This is a genomic window from Pseudomonas sp., from assembly GCF_002796985.1.
Classification (GTDB): domain Bacteria; phylum Pseudomonadota; class Gammaproteobacteria; order Pseudomonadales; family Pseudomonadaceae; genus Pseudomonas.
In genome coordinates this window covers 144,634-162,195 of record NZ_PEKX01000022.1, presented here as the reverse complement: position 1 = coordinate 162,195, position 17,562 = coordinate 144,634, and the positions used below count along the sequence as shown (strand labels likewise).

General features: G+C 65.9%; 18 protein-coding genes. 12 read left to right on the top strand and 6 right to left on the bottom strand.

The annotated features are described in order from the left end of the window. Nucleotides 1-24 precede the first annotated feature (24 nt). From CTR55_RS25855 to CTR55_RS25835, 5 genes are all read left to right on the top strand, one after another. Nucleotides 25-837: an SUMF1/EgtB/PvdO family nonheme iron enzyme gene (locus CTR55_RS25855; RefSeq protein WP_296290535.1), complete on the top strand. Its 813-nt coding sequence runs from the start codon at nucleotides 25-27 to the stop codon at nucleotides 835-837. A 66-nt stretch (nucleotides 838-903) separates the two neighbouring features. Next, on the top strand, nucleotides 904-1,632 hold the full coding sequence (locus tag CTR55_RS25850; RefSeq protein ID WP_296290534.1) for a Crp/Fnr family transcriptional regulator: 729 nt from the start codon (nucleotides 904-906) through the stop codon (nucleotides 1,630-1,632). Nucleotides 1,633-1,743: 111 nt separating this feature from the next. Then, nucleotides 1,744-2,415, top strand: coding sequence for an iron-sulfur cluster repair protein YtfE (gene ytfE / locus CTR55_RS25845; RefSeq protein WP_296290533.1), 672 nt, complete (start codon nucleotides 1,744-1,746; stop codon nucleotides 2,413-2,415). A gap of 108 nt (nucleotides 2,416-2,523) precedes the next feature. Beyond that, nucleotides 2,524-3,207 carry a Crp/Fnr family transcriptional regulator gene (locus CTR55_RS25840; protein ID WP_296290532.1) on the top strand — a complete coding sequence of 228 codons (684 nt, stop codon included), beginning with the start codon at nucleotides 2,524-2,526 and terminating at the stop codon, nucleotides 3,205-3,207. 3 nt (nucleotides 3,208-3,210) lie between these two features. Continuing rightward, nucleotides 3,211-3,393: a protein DnrP gene (locus CTR55_RS25835; protein WP_296290531.1), complete on the top strand. Its 183-nt coding sequence runs from the start codon at nucleotides 3,211-3,213 to the stop codon at nucleotides 3,391-3,393. 237 nt (nucleotides 3,394-3,630) lie between these two features. On the opposite strand, the gene CTR55_RS25830 is transcribed toward CTR55_RS25835, so the two are convergent. From CTR55_RS25830 to CTR55_RS25805, 6 genes are all read right to left on the bottom strand, one after another. Continuing rightward, complete coding sequence (locus tag CTR55_RS25830; RefSeq protein WP_296290530.1) at nucleotides 3,631-5,478, bottom strand: VWA domain-containing protein; 1,848 nt, start codon at nucleotides 5,476-5,478, stop codon at nucleotides 3,631-3,633. Between the two features lie 183 nt (nucleotides 5,479-5,661). Continuing rightward, nucleotides 5,662-7,089: a cbb3-type cytochrome c oxidase subunit I gene (locus CTR55_RS25825; protein ID WP_296290551.1), complete on the bottom strand. Its 1,428-nt coding sequence runs from the start codon at nucleotides 7,087-7,089 to the stop codon at nucleotides 5,662-5,664. Further along, nucleotides 7,089-7,529: a cytochrome c gene (locus CTR55_RS25820; protein WP_045213987.1), complete on the bottom strand. Its 441-nt coding sequence runs from the start codon at nucleotides 7,527-7,529 to the stop codon at nucleotides 7,089-7,091. Before CTR55_RS25820 ends, CTR55_RS25825 begins: the two co-directional genes overlap by 1 nt. A gap of 113 nt (nucleotides 7,530-7,642) precedes the next feature. Then, a complete protein-coding gene (locus tag CTR55_RS25815) occupies nucleotides 7,643-7,906 on the bottom strand; it encodes a cytochrome C oxidase subunit IV family protein (protein WP_296290529.1) in 264 nt (87 codons plus the stop codon). Beyond that, nucleotides 7,903-8,496, bottom strand: a complete 594-nt coding sequence (locus CTR55_RS25810; RefSeq protein ID WP_296290528.1) for a cytochrome c oxidase subunit 3 — start codon at nucleotides 8,494-8,496, stop codon at nucleotides 7,903-7,905. The genes CTR55_RS25815 and CTR55_RS25810 overlap by 4 nt, the downstream gene beginning before the upstream one ends. Then, a complete protein-coding gene (locus CTR55_RS25805; protein ID WP_296290527.1) occupies nucleotides 8,480-9,277 on the bottom strand; it encodes a CbbQ/NirQ/NorQ/GpvN family protein in 798 nt (265 codons plus the stop codon). Before CTR55_RS25805 ends, CTR55_RS25810 begins: the two co-directional genes overlap by 17 nt. 201 nt (nucleotides 9,278-9,478) lie before the next feature. On the opposite strand from CTR55_RS25805, the gene CTR55_RS25800 reads away from it, so the two are divergent. From CTR55_RS25800 to CTR55_RS25770, 7 genes are all read left to right on the top strand, one after another. Beyond that, complete coding sequence (locus tag CTR55_RS25800; RefSeq protein ID WP_296290526.1) at nucleotides 9,479-9,790, top strand: c-type cytochrome; 312 nt, start codon at nucleotides 9,479-9,481, stop codon at nucleotides 9,788-9,790. A 75-nt stretch (nucleotides 9,791-9,865) separates the two neighbouring features. Further along, nucleotides 9,866-12,013 carry a transcriptional regulator NosR gene (nosR, locus tag CTR55_RS25795; protein WP_296290525.1) on the top strand — a complete coding sequence of 716 codons (2,148 nt, stop codon included), beginning with the start codon at nucleotides 9,866-9,868 and terminating at the stop codon, nucleotides 12,011-12,013. 27 nt (nucleotides 12,014-12,040) lie between these two features. Beyond that, complete coding sequence (nosZ, locus tag CTR55_RS25790) at nucleotides 12,041-13,948, top strand: TAT-dependent nitrous-oxide reductase (protein ID WP_296290524.1); 1,908 nt, start codon at nucleotides 12,041-12,043, stop codon at nucleotides 13,946-13,948. A gap of 59 nt (nucleotides 13,949-14,007) precedes the next feature. Beyond that, nucleotides 14,008-15,273 carry a nitrous oxide reductase family maturation protein NosD gene (locus tag CTR55_RS25785; protein ID WP_296290523.1) on the top strand — a complete coding sequence of 422 codons (1,266 nt, stop codon included), beginning with the start codon at nucleotides 14,008-14,010 and terminating at the stop codon, nucleotides 15,271-15,273. Beyond that, nucleotides 15,270-16,178, top strand: coding sequence for an ABC transporter ATP-binding protein (locus tag CTR55_RS25780; protein ID WP_296290522.1), 909 nt, complete (start codon nucleotides 15,270-15,272; stop codon nucleotides 16,176-16,178). Before CTR55_RS25785 ends, CTR55_RS25780 begins: the two co-directional genes overlap by 4 nt. Beyond that, nucleotides 16,175-16,999, top strand: a complete 825-nt coding sequence (locus tag CTR55_RS25775) for an ABC transporter permease subunit (protein WP_296290521.1) — start codon at nucleotides 16,175-16,177, stop codon at nucleotides 16,997-16,999. Before CTR55_RS25780 ends, CTR55_RS25775 begins: the two co-directional genes overlap by 4 nt. Before the next feature lie 30 nt (nucleotides 17,000-17,029). Further along, the gene (locus CTR55_RS25770) at nucleotides 17,030-17,551 is read left to right on the top strand and encodes a nitrous oxide reductase accessory protein NosL (RefSeq protein WP_296290520.1); all 522 of its coding nucleotides are present in this window, start codon (nucleotides 17,030-17,032) and stop codon (nucleotides 17,549-17,551) included. Nucleotides 17,552-17,562 lie beyond the last annotated feature (11 nt).

The window sequence follows — 17,562 nt, the reverse complement described above, 5'->3', positions numbered from 1 at the left end:
TTGATACCGGCGACCGGGCAAACCATGCGCAAGACCATCCTGATCGGCGTACCCGTCGCGCTGCTGCTGGGCGGGGGATTCTTCCTGTCGCAGCCACAGCACGAACCGCAACTCGCGCCGCAAACCGTGAAGCTACAACCACGCGACTTCAACTTCCGCCCGGCCGGAGACTACTGGCTGGGGAAACAGGCAGTGGACGCGCCCTCGCAGCGTGAACACTTCGTCCCGCGCTTCGAGGTCATGAAATTCCAGGTCAGCCAGGGCGAGTACGCCCGCTGCGTCGCCGAAGGCGATTGCCTCGCGCTGGACAACAGCGCACCCAGCGATGACATGCCGCTCACCGGCGCCAGCCTGTTGGATGCCCAGCTCTATGCCGACTGGCTGTCCCGGCGCACCGGCCAGAGCTGGCGGTTGCCGACCAATCGCGAATGGGCTTTCTTCGCCGGTTCACGCTGGGCCGACGATGCCCTGCGTATCGAGGACGACGACGGCAGCAACCCCGCCCTGCGCTGGCTGGCACGCTACCGCCTGGAAGCGGAGACCCGCACCAGCGCTTCGGCGTTGCCCCAGGCACGCGGCAATCACGGGCTGAACGAATACGGCGTGGCCGACCTGGGCGGCAATGTCTGGGAGTGGACGCAGAGCTGCCACCAGCGGGTCAACCTCGACGCCCAGGGCGTACAGGTCCACCACGCCGAGTACTGCTCGATCCGCATTGCCGAAGGGCGGCACCGGGCGGCGATCAACGACTTCGTCCGCGATGCCCGCGGCGGCGGCTGCAGTGCCGGGCAACCACCGGATAACCTCGGTTTCCGCCTGGTCAGAGATATCCCTTGATTCCCCTCAAGTTCCGCCGCGCCCTTAACTGGGTATGCTGCGGCGGAACCGAGGGGAATCATTGCCGTGACCGCCAATCTCTCCCTGAATCGCGCCTGGCTGGGCAGCTTGCCGCCCTTTGCCAACAGCAGCCGCGAGGAGCAGGACGATATCCTCCGCCAGGCCAGCATCCTGCGCCTGACCGGCGGCGTCGCCGTGTTCGAGCAGGGCTCGCCAGCGACCTGTTTCTACCTGCTGGTGCATGGCCGCCTGAAGGCAACCCAGCTCACCGGTGATGGCCAACGCGTGCTGGTGCGGGTGGTCAACCCGGGCGACCTGTTCGGGTTTGTCCGCGCCCTGGGCCGGCGCGACTACCCTGCCACCGCCACCGCCAGCCAGGACAGCCTGGTGCTGGCCTGGCCCACCACCCAGTGGGAACCACTGCTGGCCCGTCACCCCGGCTTCGCCCTGAATACCGTACAGGCCATCGGCGAACGCCTGCAGGAAGCCCACGTGCGCTTCTGCGAGCTGGCCACCGAGGAAGTCGAGCGACGTGTCGCTCACACCGTACTGCGCCTCGTGCAACAGTCCGGCCGACCGGAGGCCGACGGCATCCGCATCGATTTCCCGGTCACCCGCCAGGATATCGCCGAGATGACCGGCACCACCCTGCACACCGTCTCGCGCATTCTCAGCGCGTGGGAGGACCGTGGCCTGGTCATCGGCGGCCGGCAGAAGCTGCTGGTGTGCAACCCGCAGCAACTGATGCGAGTGGCGGGCGGCGACGAGCGGGAAGCGCTGGTCGAGGGTGCTTGACTGCAATCAAGGAGCCGGGCGCGCGACCTTCCCTAGACTGACCGCATCCTTGCCAAGACTGACGGCCACGACGACTGCGGCCGCCGTGCCCCACTCCACCCGAGGCCCACCATGACCGACAACCTCACCGAACGCACCCTGAGTGACCTGGCCTTCAGCCTGCCGGGCAGCTCGGCGCTGTTCCATGACTACAAGCTCGACTTCTCCTGCGCCGGCCAGCGCAGCCTGGGCGAAGCGGCCAGCGAACAGGGCCTCGACGCCCAGCGTATCGCCGACGAACTGCAGGCCCTGCCGCCGGCGAATGACCAGACCGACTGGCGCCTGACCAGCAACGACCAACTGATCGACCACATCCTCGAGCGCTACCACAAGGTCCATCGCGAGCAGCTGCCCGCCCTGATTCCGCTGGCCGAGCGCGTGGAGAAGACCCATGCCTCGCACCCGCAGTGCCCGGCCGGGCTCACCGCGCACCTGAAGACCATGCAGGAGGAGCTGGAATGGCACATGTGCAAGGAGGAGAGCGTGCTGTTCCCCTGGCTGCGCCAGGGCATTCCCCTGACCCATGTGCAGGGCCCGATCGGCGTGATGCGCCACGAGCATGACGAACACTCGCAATCGCTGGCCGTGCTGGCCGACCTGACCGATGACCTCACCGTGCCTCCGAATGGCTGCAACAGCTGGCGCCGGCTCTACAGCGGCCTGGAAGAACTGCGCCGCGACCTGATGCAGCACATCCACCTGGAGAACAACCTGCTGTTCCTCGGCGCCAATCACCCGGCCTGAGCCTCAGCGCTGGAGCCAGGAGGGCGACCAGTGACAGCTTGTCTCACCACGCTCCCGGGCGGCATCGCGCATACTGGCGGGATTGTCCCCGCCCAGGAGCGCTCCGCCATGCTCGCGCATCGCGTCCACCACCAGATTCTGTGCGGCCACCATCTGTTCAACGTGCTCAACGAAGAACAGCTGGAGCAGCTGCTCGCCACCAGCGCGCTGCTCAACCTGGAGAAAGGCGACAAGCTGTTTCTCCAGGGTGAGCCGGCCCACGCCTTTTATTTCGTGATTTCCGGCGCAGTGAAGATCTATCGCCTGACCCCGGACGGCCAGGAGAAGGTGCTGGAGGTCGTCGGCAGCCGCCAGACCTTCGCCGAAGCCATGATGCTGATGGACACCCCCGACTATGTGGCCTCGGCCCAGGCGCTGGAGCCCACGCAGGTCTACCGTTTCTCCAACCGCACCTACATGGAGCTGCTGCACAGCAACCCGCAGTTGCCCTTCTCGCTGCTCGCCACCCTCTGCGTGCGCCTGCACCGGCGGATCAACGAGATCGAGACGCTGTCGCTGAAGAACTCCACCCACCGCGTGGTGCGCTACCTGATCACCCAGCTGAACCGCCAGGGCAGCGAGGACGGCCGCTTTGAATTGCCGATGGCCAAACAGTTGGTCGCCGGGCACTTGTCGATCCAGCCGGAGACCTTCTCCCGCGTGCTGCGGCGTCTGATCGACGAGAACATCATCGACCTGAGCGGGCGCACCGTGCAGGTGCTCGATACCGCACGCCTGGAACAGTTCGAGTAAGCCATGCGCCAGTGCCTGTACTGCCAGCACGAGAGTCCCGAGGAGCACGCGGACTGCCCGCAGTGCGGGATGCCCCTGCCGGTACACCAGGAACTGGCGAAGCAGCGCCGGCTGCGGCGCTTCGCCTGGTATTGCGCCCTCCTCGCGGTGTTCTGCGGGGTGATGATGGTCTGGTTGCCGCGCTGATCGCTGCCACCATTCTCCCCTCGTAGGATGGGTGGAGCGGAGCGATACCCATCGCCAAATTCGCCGGCCTGCATTGATGGGTATCGCAAGCTCCACCCATCCTACGACTTGCCCCCCTCCACCACCGGTTCCGGCTGAAGGCCTGTAGGAGCGAGGGGACGCCATCGTTACTGCTCACGAACCGAACCCCGCTGCGGAGCTGGTTCGCGAGCAAGCTCGCTCCTACATAAAGAGCTGCTATCCCTGCCGGCGGGTGAGCTGCCGGTAGAGCTGCGGCAACTGCACCGGCAACTGTGCCGGGTCGTTGATCAGCAGGTAGCCCTGGCTGCCAAAGAGATGCGGCAGGTAGTCCGCTGCCTCGCGGTCAATGGTGATGCAGAACGGCACCAGCCCGGCACGACGGGCCTCCAGCACGGCCTGACGGGTGTCCTCGACACCGTAGCGGCCCTCGTACAAGTCCAGGTCATTGGGCTTGCCGTCGGTGAGGATCAGCAGCACGCGCTGGCGCTCCTTGCGCTCCAGCAAGAGCTGCGTGGCCCGGCGAATCGCCGCCCCCATGCGCGTGTAGTAGCCGGGACGCAACGCACGGATGCGCCCGCGCACCACATCGTTATGGCGCTCATCGAAGGTCTTCAGCTGCGTCAGGCGCACCTGCTGGCGACGCAGCGAGGAGAACCCGTACAGCGCGAAACGATCGCCCACCGCCTGCAGCGCCTCGCCGAACAGCAACAGGCTGTCGCTGATCAGGTCGATCACCCGGTGGTCGTTGTCGATGTGCGCGTCGGTGGACATCGACAGGTCCGCCAGCAGCAGGCAAGCGAGGTCGCGGCGGGTCTGCCGGCGTTCGAGGAACAGCCCCGGCTCACTGCACGCGCCCAGGCGCCGCTCGACGCTGAAGTCCAGCCAGGCTTCCAGGTCCAGTTCCGCGCCCTGGGGTTGCCGGCGCAGCCACTGCGGCTGCTGGCGCAGGCTCTCGAATTGCCGGCGCAGGCGCCGCGCGATGGGTGCCAGGGCATCCGGCAGCGGCGCCGGCACTGCGTCGCGCGGCAGCATCGGCTGCAGGCAGACGTGGTCGTCAATCAGTTGCTGGCGACGGTAATCCCATTCCGGCAGGCGGATGCCCTCGCCCAGCGGTACGTCGTCGAAGTCGGCGGCCGGCAGGTCGAGGTCGAGCTTCAGTCCGCCGCCCTTTTTCTGCCGTTGCCGGGACATGCTCAGGTGATCGAGGTCGTCGGCGACCTTCGCCGCGTCCAGGTCTTCGCTGTCGTCGCCGGCGCGGTCCAGCTCGATGTGCTCGGACCAGCTGAACAGGTTCTCCAGGCGGAACAGCAACAGGCCACCGCGGCCAGGATCCTGCTCCACACGTTCGGCACGCTTGCGCGCCAGGCCTTTCGCTTCGCTGTGCGCGGAACGGCCGTGCTCGTCGCCGTCGATCAGGTCGGTGTGTTGTGGCGCAGCCAGCCGTTGCGGCGGATACAGCCAAAGCGGCAGCGGCCAGGGCGCCTTCTCGCTACGCGGCAGGCGTTCGACGCTGCCCGGGTCGCGCAACGCCTGTTGCAGTGCCAGTTCCAGCTTCGCTTCGGCCGGTGGCAAAGCGCCGGGATCGGGCCGCAAGCTCAACAACGCATCCACCAGCCGCCGGTAGCGTGGGCGCAGTAGCGGATAGCGTTCGAGCACGGCGAGCGTCCAGGCCTGGTTGTCCCGCGCCCAGTGCTGCATTGGCTGACTGTGCGCGGCAAGCAGCGCCAGCCAGCGATAGAGTTCGCGGTTCAGTTCCGGCTCGGGAAATACCGCCAGTTGTGCGGGCAGGCGCAGGGAATCGGCGTCGAACCAGGCCACAGGCAGTTGCTGGCAGGTGCCGGCCACTTGTTGCAGCAGGCTGCGACGCACCAGCAGTTCGCGGGCACTGGCCGCTTCCACGCCAACCCCGGCTTCACCCCCGGTGCCGCGGAACAGCAGCAACAGGCTGCGCCGCACCTCATCCAGGGTCACCGCCGCCTCTTCGAACTCCGGGCTGGCACGGCGGGTGATGAAGCGGTGCCAGACGCGGCCGAAGCTTTCTTCGATTTCGAGGTGGATGGTCATGGCGCCTCCGGAAGGCAGAGAGCAAGTACAGGGCACGGTGTCCCAACAGAACACCGAACCAGCCCCCTCTTCCTGAAGGGAGAGAGGGCTAAAAGCGCTACCGGCCAGATCGCAGTCCGGCAGGCTCCGTAAACGTCAAAAGGGCCCGCCGCAAAGCGGACGGGCCCGGGTGGACGGTATCGATCAGCTCACCTGAGCCGCGCCGGAGGCAACGGCCACGCGGCCGCGCTGGCGGAAGCTCAGCAGGTAGCAGATCAGCCCGATGAAGAAGCCGACACCGGAGTACAGACGCAGCCAGAAGAAGATCTGCAGTTGGTCAACGGTGGCCATGAACGGCAAGGCTGCACCATCAGCGGGCATGCGCTGCAGCCAGACCTGGACGATACCGGCGGCGGTCAGCATCAGGGTGATCATCAGCATGGAGATGGTCATCAGCCAGAAACCCCAGATCTCCATGCGCTGGGCACGGGCGTCAGGCGCCTCGCCAATGCCCCGCAGGCGCGGCATGGCGTAGCTGATCATGGTCATGACGATCATCGCGTAGGCGCCGTAGAACGCCAGGTGACCGTGGGCTGCGGTGAGTTGCGAGCCGTGGGTGTAGTAGTTCACCGGAGCCAGGGTGTGCAGGAAGCCCCACACACCAGCGCCGAGGAACGCGGTCACGGTAGTGCCCAGGGCCCACAGTGCGGCGGCCTTGTTCGGGTGCTCGCGGCGACGACGGTTCACCATGTTGAAGGCGAACAGCACCATGGCGAAGAACGGCAGCGGTTCCAGTGCGGAGAAGATCGAGCCCAGCCACAACCAGACCTGCGGCGCGCCGATCCAGAAGAAGTGGTGGCCGGTACCGATGATGCCGGTGATCAGGGCCATGGCGATGATCACGTAGAGCCACTTCTCGACGACTTCGCGGTCGACGCCGGTGATCTTGATCAGCACGAAGGCCAGCATCGCGCCCATGATCAGTTCCCACACGCCTTCCACCCACAGGTGCACGACCCACCACCAGTAGTACTTGTCGCGCGACAGGTTCTCGGGGTTGTAGAAGGAGAACAGGAAGAACACCGCCAGGCCGACCAGGCCGGTCATCATCACCACGCTGACAGCGGTCTTGCGGCCCTTGAGCATGGTCATGCCGATGTTGAAGAGGAAGCCCAGCGCCACCACCACGATGCCCATCTTGGTGATCGTCGGCTGTTCGAGGAACTCCCGGCCCATGGTCGGCAGCAGCTCGTTGTGGGTCATCTTCGCCAGGCCGGCATAGGGCACCAGCAGGTAGCCCAGGATGGTCAGCACGCCGGCGATGGCGAACACCCAGAACAGCACGATGGCCAGTTTCGGGCTGTACAGCTCGCGGTCGGCCTCTTCGGGGATCAGGTAGTAGGCCGCGCCCATGAAGGCGAACAGCAGCCAGACGATCAGCAGGTTGGTATGCACCATCCGTGCGACGTTGAAGGGGATCGCCGGGAACAGGAAGTCACCGACGACGTACTGCATGCCCATGATCAGGCCGAAGACGATCTGCCCGACGAAGAGCATCAGGGCGAACACGAAGTACGGCTTGGCCACCGACTGCGAAGCGAATTTCAGGTACGGATTGCCCGGGTTCATGATCAACCCTCCTTGTTCGGCGGCCATTTGTTGGTATCGATCTTCGAGGTCCACAGCAGGAACGCGGCGAGGTCGGTGACCTCCTGGTCGCTGAGGTGGAACTGCGGCATCTGCCGGCGACCGGGCACGCCCAGTGGCTGCATCTTCATCCAGGCAGCGAGGAAGGAACCGAAGGCGGCATCGCCCCCACGGCGGACCGCGACGTTGCCCAGCTCCGGCGCGAAGTAGGCGCCTTCACCGAGGATCGAGTGGCAACCCACGCAGTTGTTCTGCTCCCATACCAGCTTGCCGCGCACCACCGACTCGGTGAGCTCACTCTGGTTGGTGCGCTTGGGGAAGGTGGTTTCGGTGTGATAGGTCAAGGCGAGGAACACCAGGAAGAAGAAAACGCCTCCTCCCAGGTAGATGTTCCTCGCCATACCTTTTGTGAATGTCTCTGACATGGGGCCCTCCTAGGTCACGGTCGGTGCCATTGTAGAAACCGTCCCCAGGTGTCTCGCTTGATGGCAATCAAGAAAGACCAATGCTTCCAGTCAGGTATTTTTTCGAAGGAATATCAAGGAGTTGCGTGCAGGGCCAGGATCACGCCGGTGACTACCAGCGGCCAGCCCAGCAGCAGCGAACGCCACAACAGGGGAGCCTGGCCGAAGCCGACGAAGCCCAGCTCCATGAAGCGCCCGACGATGAGCCAGGCCTTGCCCAGGCCGAGTAGCAGGATCGCCACCACGGGCAGTAGCGCATCGGGCTCGTGGTGGCCTAGCCAGACGGCGCCGATGGACATGGGCAGCATCATCAGCCAGGCGAGCAGCAAGGTCTTCATGAGCCGGGCGCCAGCACGTAGACCAGCGGGAACAGCACCACCCAGACCAGGTCGACCATGTGCCAGTACAGCGCACCGGATTCCAGCCCGCCCAGGGTGTCGCTGCGGTAGTCGCCGCGCAGGCAGCGCAGCGTCATCCAGCCAAGAATCACCAGCCCCAGCAGCACATGCAGGAAATGAAAGCCGGTGATCAGCCAGAACAACGTGAAGAAGGTGCTGTATTCCAGGTCCAGCCCGCGCGTGGCGAGGTGATGGTATTCGGCAGACTTCAGCACCACGTGGGCCAGGCCCAGCAATATGGAAGCGGCCAGCAGCACAGCCGCGCGCCGCTGGTGGCCATGGCGCACCTGTTCCACCGCCAGCGCCGCGCAGAAGCCGGCGGTGAGCAGGGTCAGGGTCAGCGCCAGGGCGGTGGACAGGTCCAGCTGCGCACGACCAGCGCGGAAGCCTTCGACGTCCAGGTACTGGGTCACGGCGAAGACGATGATGAGGATGGCGAAGACCGTCAGCTCGGCGAGGATGAAGAACCACATCGCCAAATCGCCCGGCAGACGCCGGACGCTGACAGGCACCTCAAGCGAAGTGGACATCGACCAGGTCCATCAGCGCGGCGACCGTGGCCTCGTCGTCCGACAGCGGCTCGGCGAGCCCGGCGCGACAGGCATCGCGCGGCGCCACGCCGGCGTTGAGCAGGCGCGCGGTGAGCACCAGCAGGCGTGTCGAGCAGACTTCCTCCAGCTCCTGTCGACCCAGCCGGCGCAGGGCCACGCCCAGTTGCGTCAGGCGCTGCGCCAGTTCCGGCGCGACACCGGCCTCGCGAACGATGATCGCGGCTTCGGCCTCGGGCGTCGGGTAGTCGAAGCGCAGGGCGACGAAGCGCTGCCGGGTACTGGGCTTCATGCCCTTGAGCAGGTTCTGGTAGCCGGGGTTGTAGGACACCACCAGCATGAAGCCGGGCGGCGCCACCAGCGACTCACCGGTGCGCTCGATGAACAGTTCGCGGCGGTCGTCCGCCAGCGGGTGCAGCACAACGACAGTGTCCTGGCGCGCCTCGACCACTTCGTCCAGGTAGCAGATGCCGCCTTCGCGTACCGCGCGGGTCAGCGGGCCGTCCTGCCACCAGGTGCCGTCACTGCCGATCAGGTGGCGGCCAACCAGGTCCGCCGCCGATAGATCGTCATGGCAGGCCACGGTGTACAGCGGCAGGTTCAGGCGCTGGGCCATGTGCTGGACGAAGCGAGTCTTGCCGCAGCCGGTCGGCCCCTTGATCAGCACCGGCATGCCCTGCGCAGAGGCATGGGTGAACAGGGCCACCTCGTTGCCGGATGGCTGGTAGAAGAGCGGCGGACTGTTCTGCTCAGGGGCGTTCATGGCGGACGAATCTCGGTAGGAAGTTTCGGTTAGCAAACTATCCAGCGCGACGGAATGCCTCAAGCACATCGCCATCAGTTCTTGATTCGCATCAAGCGGAAGCTGCATGGAGCGCTCCTAGAATTCGCCACAGCCGCCGGGCGGGACGCCGGCGAAAACGATCGGCGCCTCGAAGCGCCACGCCTGTGAGGAGAAACGTTCATGAATAAAGCCCTGGTAGCCCTGCTGTTCGGCGGCCTGCTGGTCCAGACAACCGCGATGGCCAGCACCGGCGAGGAGCTGTTCAAGGCTAAGTCCTGTGTGGCTTGCCACTCGGTCGACAAGAAGCTCGTCGGCCCGGCGTTCCATGACGTTGCCGCCAAGTACGGCCCGCAGGCGGATGGCGTTACCCACATCACCAACAGCATCAAGACCGGCAGCAAGGGCAACTGGGGGCCGATCCCGATGCCGGCCAACGCCGTGAGCCCGGAAGAAGCCAAGACCCTGGCCGAGTGGATCGTCACCCTCAAGTGACCCACCGCGTGAGATCGGCGCCCACCGCCTTCTGACGCAGTTCTGCCCATTGGGGCGATGGAGGAAGGAGGCCTCATGTTGGGCGTTCGCGATCTGTTCAGAACCTTGTTCGGCTGCCTGTTGCTGATGCTCAGCCTGGCAGCCCAGGGTGCCGATTTGAGTGACCTGGAGCGAACGCGCATCCAGCAGGTATTTCCCCAGGCCGACCACATCGGCGAGCCCGAGGGCGAGTACGGTGTGCGGCGTCTGTCCCACGGCGACAAGCTGCTGGGCTATGCCTTCCAGAGTATCCGCGTCACCCGCATGCCCGCGTATTCGGGCAAGCCGATCAATGTCCAGATCATCCTCGATCCTCAGGCAGTGATCCGCGGCAGCTACGTCCTCGAACACCACGAGCCGATCCTGCTGATCGGCATCCCCGAAGAGAAACTGCACGCCTTCACGGCCGGATATTCCGGCCTGCGCGCGGACCAGCGCGTTGCCGTGGGGCGTTCCGGCGACCCGCAGACGGTCACCGTGGACGCCGTCGCCGGCGCCACCGTGACGGTCATGGTGGTCAACGAGATCATCATGCGCGCCGCCCGCACCGTGGCGGTGTCGCTCAAGCTGATCAAGGACGACGGCCAGGTACGACCCAAGCCCGCCATCGTCCGCGCCGACCTCTATCAACCGGCCAGCTGGAGTGAACTGCTGGGCAACGGCGCGATCCGTCAGCTGAAACTGACCCGCGGGCAGATCGACGATGCCTTCAAGGGCACCGCCGCCGAGAAGGTCAACCAGGCCCGCGATGCGCAGCAGCGCGAAGACACCTTCATCGACCTCTACACCGCCCTGCTCAACCCGCCCAACGTCGGCCGCAATTTGCTTGGCGACAAGCAATACCGCGAGCTGATGGACGCCCTGAAGCCCGGCGAATATGCCGTGGTGGTGCTGGGCAGCGGCGAGTATTCGTTCAAGGGCTCGGGCTATGTGCGCGGCGGCATCTTCGACCGGGTACAGATCCGCCAGTTCGGCGACATCCTCAGCTTCCGTGACCTCGACTACCAGCGCCTGTCGGACACCTACGCCGAAGGCATGCCGCACTTCGCCGAGATGGCGATCTTCATCGTCCGCCCCGCGCAGCGCTTCGACCCCGGCACCCCGTGGGACCTGGAGCTGCTGGTGCGGCGCCAGACCGGCCCGGTGGACAGCCTGTTCACCACCTTCGACCTGGGCTACCAGACACCCGAGGCCTACCTCGACCGGCCGCAGCCCAGCGCCGCCGAACTGGAGGCGCTGGCTGATGCCAAGCGGCCGATGTGGCTGCGCGTGTGGTACCAGAAGAGCTTCCAGATCGGCGTGCTGCTGTCCGCCCTCGGGCTGCTGGCGGTGATCCTGTTCCTGCAGGACAACCTGACCCGCCGCCCACAGCTGCTGCACTGGCTGCGCCGTGGCTACCTGCTGTTCACCCTGACCTACATCGGCTGGTACTGCCTGGGCCAGCTCTCGGTGGTCAACGTGCTGACCTTCGTCCATTCGCTGTTCGAGGGCTTCCGCTGGGAACTGTTCCTCATCGACCCGGTGCTGTTCATCCTCTGGACCTTCACCGCCGCCAGCATCCTGCTCTGGGGTCGTGGCGTGTTCTGCGGCTGGCTGTGCCCGTTCGGTGCGTTGCAGGAGCTGCTCAACGAAGCCGCGCGCAAGCTCAAGGTGCCGCAGTACGAGCTGCCCTTCGCCGTCCACGAGCGGCTCTGGGCAATCAAGTACATCGTCCTGCTGGTGCTGTTCGGCCTCTCCCTGGAGTCACTCTCCACCGCCGAGCGTTTCGCCGAGGTCGAGCCGTTCAAGACCGCCATCACCCTGCACTTCGACCGCCAGTGGTGGTTCGTCGCCTACGTGGTGGTGCTGCTGGTCATCAACCTGTTCACCCGCAAGGTCTATTGCCGCTACGTCTGCCCGCTCGGTGCGGCGCTGGCGATCCCCGGCAAGGCGCGCCTGTTCGACTGGCTCAAGCGCCGCAAGGAATGTGGCCAGCCGTGCCAGCTGTGCGCCAAGGAATGCGAGATCCAGGCCATCCACCCCGACGGCAGGATCAACGCCAACGAGTGCCACTACTGCCTCGACTGCCAGATGACCTACCACAACGAGAACAAGTGCCCGCCGCTGGTGAACAAGCGCAAGAAGCGCGGCAAGCGCGCGGCTGGCAGCGACGACGACCAGCTGATTGCGGTGCAACAGATCTGACCATTTGCCTTAAGGAAGGAGCAGGACATGACCAAGAAGAAGCAGCAACAGGACGAGATCGCCGGGCTCAGCCGGCGGGGGTTCCTCGGCGCATCCGCGGTCACCGGCGCTGCGGCGCTGGTAACGGCGGGCTCGATGGGCGCATTCACCTCGCGTGAAGCCTGGGCGGAGGCGGTGAAGTCGGCGCAGGACAAGATCCACATCGCCCCCGGCGAGCTGGATGAGTACTACGGCTTCTGGAGCGGCGGCCACCAGGGTGAAGTGCGCGTACTGGGCGTTCCGTCCATGCGCGAACTGATGCGTATCCCGGTGTTCAACGTCGACTCGGCCACCGGCTGGGGGCTGACCAACGAGAGCAAGCGCGTCCTCGGTGACAGCGCGCATTTCCTGAACGGCGACTGCCACCACCCGCACATCTCGATGACCGACGGCAAGTACGACGGCAAGTACCTGTTCATCAACGACAAGGCCAACAGCCGTGTCGCGCGTATCCGTCTGGACATCATGAAGTGCGACAAGATCACCACCATCCCCAACGTCCAGGCCATCCACGGCCTGCGCCTGCAGAAGGTGCCGCACACCAAGTACGTGTTCTGCAACGCCGAGTTCATCATCCCGCACCCCAATGACGGGACGAGCTTCGACATCACCGCCGACAACGCCTTCACCATGTACAACGCGGTCGACGCCGAGACCATGGAAGTGGCCTGGCAGGTCATCGTCGACGGCAACCTCGACAACAGCGACATGGACTACACCGGTCGCTTCGCCGCTTCCACCTGCTACAACTCGGAGAAGGCCACCGACCTGGCCGGCATGATGCGCAACGAGCGCGACTGGGTCGTGGTGTTCGACGTTCCGGCGATCGAGAAAGAGATCAAGGCCAAGCGCTTCATCACCCTGGGCGACAGCAAGGTGCCGGTGGTCGACGGGCGCAAGAAGGACGGCAAGGACAGCGTCGTCACCCGCTACATCCCGGTGCCGAAGAACCCCCACGGCCTCAACACCTCGCCGGACGGCAAATACTTCATCGCCAACGGCAAGCTGTCGCCCACCTGCAGCATCATCGCCATCGACAAGCTGCCCGACCTGTTCGCCGGCAAGCTCAAGGACCCGCGCGACGTCATCGTCGGCGAACCGGAACTGGGCCTGGGCCCGCTGCACACCACCTTCGACGGTCGCGGCAACGCCTACACCACGCTGTTCATCGACAGCCAGCTGGTGAAATGGAACATCGCCGACGCCATTCGCGCCTACAAGGGCGAGAAGGTCGACTACATCCGCCAGAAGCTCGACGTGCACTACCAGCCGGGCCACAACCACGCCTCGCTGACCGAGACCAAGGAAGCCGACGGCCAGTGGATCGTCGTGCTCAGCAAGTTCTCCAAGGACCGCTTCCTGCCCACCGGCCCGCTGCACCCGGAGAACGACCAGTTGATCGACATCTCCGGCGACGAAATGAAGCTGGTGCACGACGGCCCCACCTTCGCCGAGCCGCATGACTGCATCCTGGCCCGCCGCGACCAGATCAAGACCCGCAAGATCTGGACACGCGACGACCCCTTCTTCGCCGAAACCGTGGCCATCGCCAAGCGCGACGGCATCGACCTGATGCAGGACAACAAGGTCATCCGCGACGGCAAGAAGGTCCGCGTCTACATGACTTCCTCTGCCCCCGCTTACGGCCTCACCGAGTTCACCGTGAAGCAGGGTGACGAAGTCACCGTCACCATCACCAACCTCGACGAGATCGAAGACGTCAGCCATGGCTTCGTCATGGTCAACCACGGCGTGAGCATGGAGATCAGCCCGCAGCAGACTTCCTCCATCACCTTCACCGCCGACAAGCCCGGCCTGTACTGGTACTACTGCAGCTGGTTCTGCCATGCGCTGCACATGGAAATGGTCGGCCGCATGATGGTGGAAAAGGCCTGACATCCGGGCCCCTGGCCCCGCCGGCAACCGTCGGCGGGGTATCGACGAAAAGGTGTTGCATGGGACTCACCAGGCCTGGCCTTGCCCTGTCGCTGTTGCTCGCGGCAAGCGCCCAGGCGCAATCACAAGCCATCGACCAACTGCCACTGCAGGGCGAAGGCGACATCCGCACACTGCCGGCGGGTACCTACACCGGCAACTTCACCATCGACCATCCGCTGCACCTGCGCTGCGCGCCCGGCGCGCTGATCGACGGCCAGGGTGCCGGCAGCACGCTGCATGTGCGCGTGCCCGGCGTCACCATCGAGGGCTGCAGCCTGCGCAACTGGGGACGTGACCTGACCGCCATGGACGCGGCGATCTTCATCGACAAGGCCGCACGCGGCACGGTGGTGCGCGGCAACGACCTGCAAGGCGCCGGCTTCGGCATCTGGCTCGACGCAACGCCTGACGTCCAGGTGCTCGACAACCGCATCCAGGGCGACCCCAGCGTGCGCTCCCAGGACCGCGGCAACGGCATCCACCTCTATGCGGTGAAGAATGCCCTGGTGCGCGGCAACCAGGTCCACCAGACCCGCGACGGCGTGTACATCGACACCTCCAACGACAGCGCCATCGAAGACAACCTCTTCGAGGACCTGCGCTACGGCGTGCACTACATGTTCACCAACAACAGCCGGGTGATCGGCAACACCACCCGGCACACCCGCACCGGCTATGCACTGATGCAGAGCCGCAAGCTCACCGTGATCGGCAACCGCTCGGTGGACGACCAGAACTACGGCATCCTGATGAACTACATCACCTACTCCACCCTCACCGGCAACCGTGTCGAAGCCGTGCGCAGCGGCGATGGCGGCGGCGACGCGATGATCGCCGGCGCCGAGGGCAAGGCCCTGTTCATCTACAACTCGCTGTTCAACCGCATCGAGGACAACCGCTTCGAGAGCAGCGCCCTGGGCATCCACCTGACCGCCGGCTCCGAGGACAACCGCCTCAGCGGCAACGCCTTCATCGGCAACCGCCAGCAGGTCAAGTACGTCGCCAGCCGCACCCAGGAATGGTCGGCCGACGGCCACGGCAACTACTGGAGCGACTACCTGGGCTGGGACCGCAATGCCGACGGCGTGGGCGACGTCGCCTACGAACCCAACGACAAGGTCGACCAGCTGCTGTGGCTCTACCCGCAGGTGCAACTGCTGATGACCAGCCCCGCCATCGAACTGCTGCGCTGGGTCCAGCGCGCGTTTCCCGTTACCCGTCCGCCCGGCGTGCGCGACAGCTTCCCGCTGATGCGCGCGCCCGACCTGGAGGCGCAACCATGAACCCCGTGGATATCCAAGCTGCAACCCTGGACTACGGCGGCTTCACCGCCCTGCATGGCCTCGACCTGCAACTGGGCGCCGGCGAAGTCCTCGGCCTGCTCGGGCACAACGGCGCCGGCAAGACCACCACGATCAAACTCATCCTCGGTCTGCTGCGCCCGACACAAGGCTCGGTGCGCGTCTTCGGCCAATCACCAGGCGACCCGGCGGTACGCCGGCGCATCGGCTTCCTGCCGGAGAACGTGACCTTCTACCCGCAGCTGACCGGCCGCGAAACCCTGCAGCACTTCGCCCGGCTCAAGGGCGCACGGCCCGCCGAGGTGGGCGAGCTGCTCGAACAGGTCGGCCTCAGCCACGCCGCGCAGCGCCGGGTGAAGACTTACTCCAAGGGCATGCGCCAGCGCCTCGGCCTGGCCCAGGCACTGCTCGGCCAGCCGCAACTGCTGCTGCTCGACGAGCCCACCGTCGGCCTCGACCCGCTGGCCACCATCGAGCTCTACCAGTGGCTGGACCGGCTGCGCGCGCAGGGCACCGGGATCATCCTCTGCTCCCACGTGCTGCCCGGCGTGGAGTCGCACATCGACCGCGCCGCGATCCTCGCCAAGGGCCGGCTGCTCACCGCCGGCAGCCTCGCCGACCTGCGCCGCGATGCCGGCCTGCCCGTGCGTATCCGCTACGCCGGCAGCCCCGACAGCGATTGGCCTCGGCACTGGCGCGCCGCCGGCCATGGCGTCGCCGCACTGGATGCCCGGCGCCTGGAATTGCGTGTCGGCGAAGAGCGCCAGCACGAAGTGCTCAGTGTGCTGCTCGCCGAGCACGCGCAGGAACTCGAGGTGCTGCCGCCGTCGCTGGAAGACCTCTATCGCCACCACATGCAAAGTTCACAAGCGGGAGTTCCGGCATGAACATGATCTGGAACATCGCCCGCAAGGAACTGGCCGACGGCCTGCGCAACCGCTGGCTGCTCGCCATCAGCCTGCTGTTCGCCCTGCTCGCGGTCGGCATCGCCTGGCTCGGCGCCGCCGCCAGCGGCCAGGTGGGCTTCACCTCGCTGCCGGCGACGCTGGCCAGCCTGACCAGCCTGGCCACCTTCCTGATGCCGCTGATCGCCCTGCTGCTGGCCTATGACGCCATTGTCGGCGAGGAGGAAGGCGGCACCCTGCTGCTCCTGCTGACCTACCCGCTGGGGCGCGGGCAGCTGCTGATCGGCAAGTTCCTCGGCCACGGCCTGATCCTCGGCCTGGCGACGCTGCTGGGCTTCTCCGCCGCCGCGCTGGCCATCGCCGTGCTGGTGCCGGGTATCCCGCTGGGGCAACTGCTGGGTTCCTTCGCCCGCTTCATCCTGTCGTCCTGCCTGCTGGGCTGGACCTTCCTGGCCATGGCCTATGCGCTGAGCAGCCGGGTCAGCGAGAAATCCACCGCCGCCGGCCTGGCGCTGGGGGTGTGGTTCTTCTTCGTGCTGCTGTTCGACCTCGCCCTGCTCGCCCTGCTGGTGATCGGCAAGGGGCAGCTCAGCGCCAACCTGCTGCCCTGGCTGCTGTTGCTCAACCCCACCGACCTGTACCGGCTGATCAACCTGCCCGATTTCGGCTCCGAACTGGGCGGCGTGCTGACCCTCGGCCGCGACCTCGCCGTTCCCGTTGCCGCCCTGTGGCTGGCGCTGTGCGCCTGGACCCTGGCCGCGCTGGCGCTGGCCTATGCGCTGTTCCGCCGGCGCCCGATCTGACTTGAGCCCGATTTAACCCAAGGAGCCCCCATGCTGCTGTCCCGCCCCCTTCGCCTCGGCCTCGCCGCCGGGCTTTTCTCCCTGCTGCTCGGTGGCTGCGACGATGCCGCCAAAGAAGCCGCCAACCTGGGCCCGGTGCCCTTCCAGAACGGTGAGGAATGCCACGTCTGCGGCATGATCATCAGCGACTTCGCCGGGCCCAAAGGCGAAGCCGTCGCCCCCGGCGCGGTGCACAAGTTCTGTTCAACGGCCGAGCTGCTGGGCTGGTGGCTGCAGCCGGAAAACCAGCACAGCGGCGCACGTCTGTATGTACATGACATGGCGCGCAGCGACTGGAACCACCCCGATGACCGCCACCTGATCGACGCCACGAGCGCCTTCTACGTGGTCGGCGTGAAGAAGCCCGGCGCCATGGGTGCGACCCTCGCCTCGTTCGCCGAGCGCGCCGATGCCGATCGCATGGTCGCTAACGAAGGTGGACGAGTGCTGCGTTTCAGCGAGATCGACCAGAGCGTGCTGCAGGGCGTCTCCAGCGACCACCAGCACCATTGAGCCGGCAGGCC

Bases quoted from the DNA above. Each gene is read 5' to 3' on its own strand.
- CTR55_RS25835 (WP_296290531.1), top strand. From the start codon at position 3,211: ATGCGCCAGTGCCTGTACTGCCAGCACGAGAGTCCCGAGGAGCACGCG.
- CTR55_RS25800 (WP_296290526.1), top strand. From the start codon at position 9,479: ATGAATAAAGCCCTGGTAGCCCTGCTGTTCGGCGGCCTGCTGGTCCAG.
- CTR55_RS25805 (WP_296290527.1), bottom strand. From the start codon at position 9,277: ATGAACGCCCCTGAGCAGAACAGTCCGCCGCTCTTCTACCAGCCATCC.
- CTR55_RS25810 (WP_296290528.1), bottom strand. From the start codon at position 8,496: ATGTCCACTTCGCTTGAGGTGCCTGTCAGCGTCCGGCGTCTGCCGGGC.
- nosR (WP_296290525.1), top strand. From the start codon at position 9,866: ATGTTGGGCGTTCGCGATCTGTTCAGAACCTTGTTCGGCTGCCTGTTG.
- CTR55_RS25815 (WP_296290529.1), bottom strand. From the start codon at position 7,906: ATGAAGACCTTGCTGCTCGCCTGGCTGATGATGCTGCCCATGTCCATC.
- ytfE (WP_296290533.1), top strand. From the start codon at position 1,744: ATGACCGACAACCTCACCGAACGCACCCTGAGTGACCTGGCCTTCAGC.
- CTR55_RS25780 (WP_296290522.1), top strand. From the start codon at position 15,270: ATGAACCCCGTGGATATCCAAGCTGCAACCCTGGACTACGGCGGCTTC.
- CTR55_RS25820 (WP_045213987.1), bottom strand. From the start codon at position 7,529: ATGTCAGAGACATTCACAAAAGGTATGGCGAGGAACATCTACCTGGGA.
- CTR55_RS25775 (WP_296290521.1), top strand. From the start codon at position 16,175: ATGAACATGATCTGGAACATCGCCCGCAAGGAACTGGCCGACGGCCTG.
- CTR55_RS25830 (WP_296290530.1), bottom strand. From the start codon at position 5,478: ATGACCATCCACCTCGAAATCGAAGAAAGCTTCGGCCGCGTCTGGCAC.
- CTR55_RS25855 (WP_296290535.1), top strand. From the start codon at position 25: ATGCGCAAGACCATCCTGATCGGCGTACCCGTCGCGCTGCTGCTGGGC.
- CTR55_RS25785 (WP_296290523.1), top strand. From the start codon at position 14,008: ATGGGACTCACCAGGCCTGGCCTTGCCCTGTCGCTGTTGCTCGCGGCA.
- CTR55_RS25840 (WP_296290532.1), top strand. From the start codon at position 2,524: ATGCTCGCGCATCGCGTCCACCACCAGATTCTGTGCGGCCACCATCTG.
- CTR55_RS25770 (WP_296290520.1), top strand. From the start codon at position 17,030: ATGCTGCTGTCCCGCCCCCTTCGCCTCGGCCTCGCCGCCGGGCTTTTC.
- nosZ (WP_296290524.1), top strand. From the start codon at position 12,041: ATGACCAAGAAGAAGCAGCAACAGGACGAGATCGCCGGGCTCAGCCGG.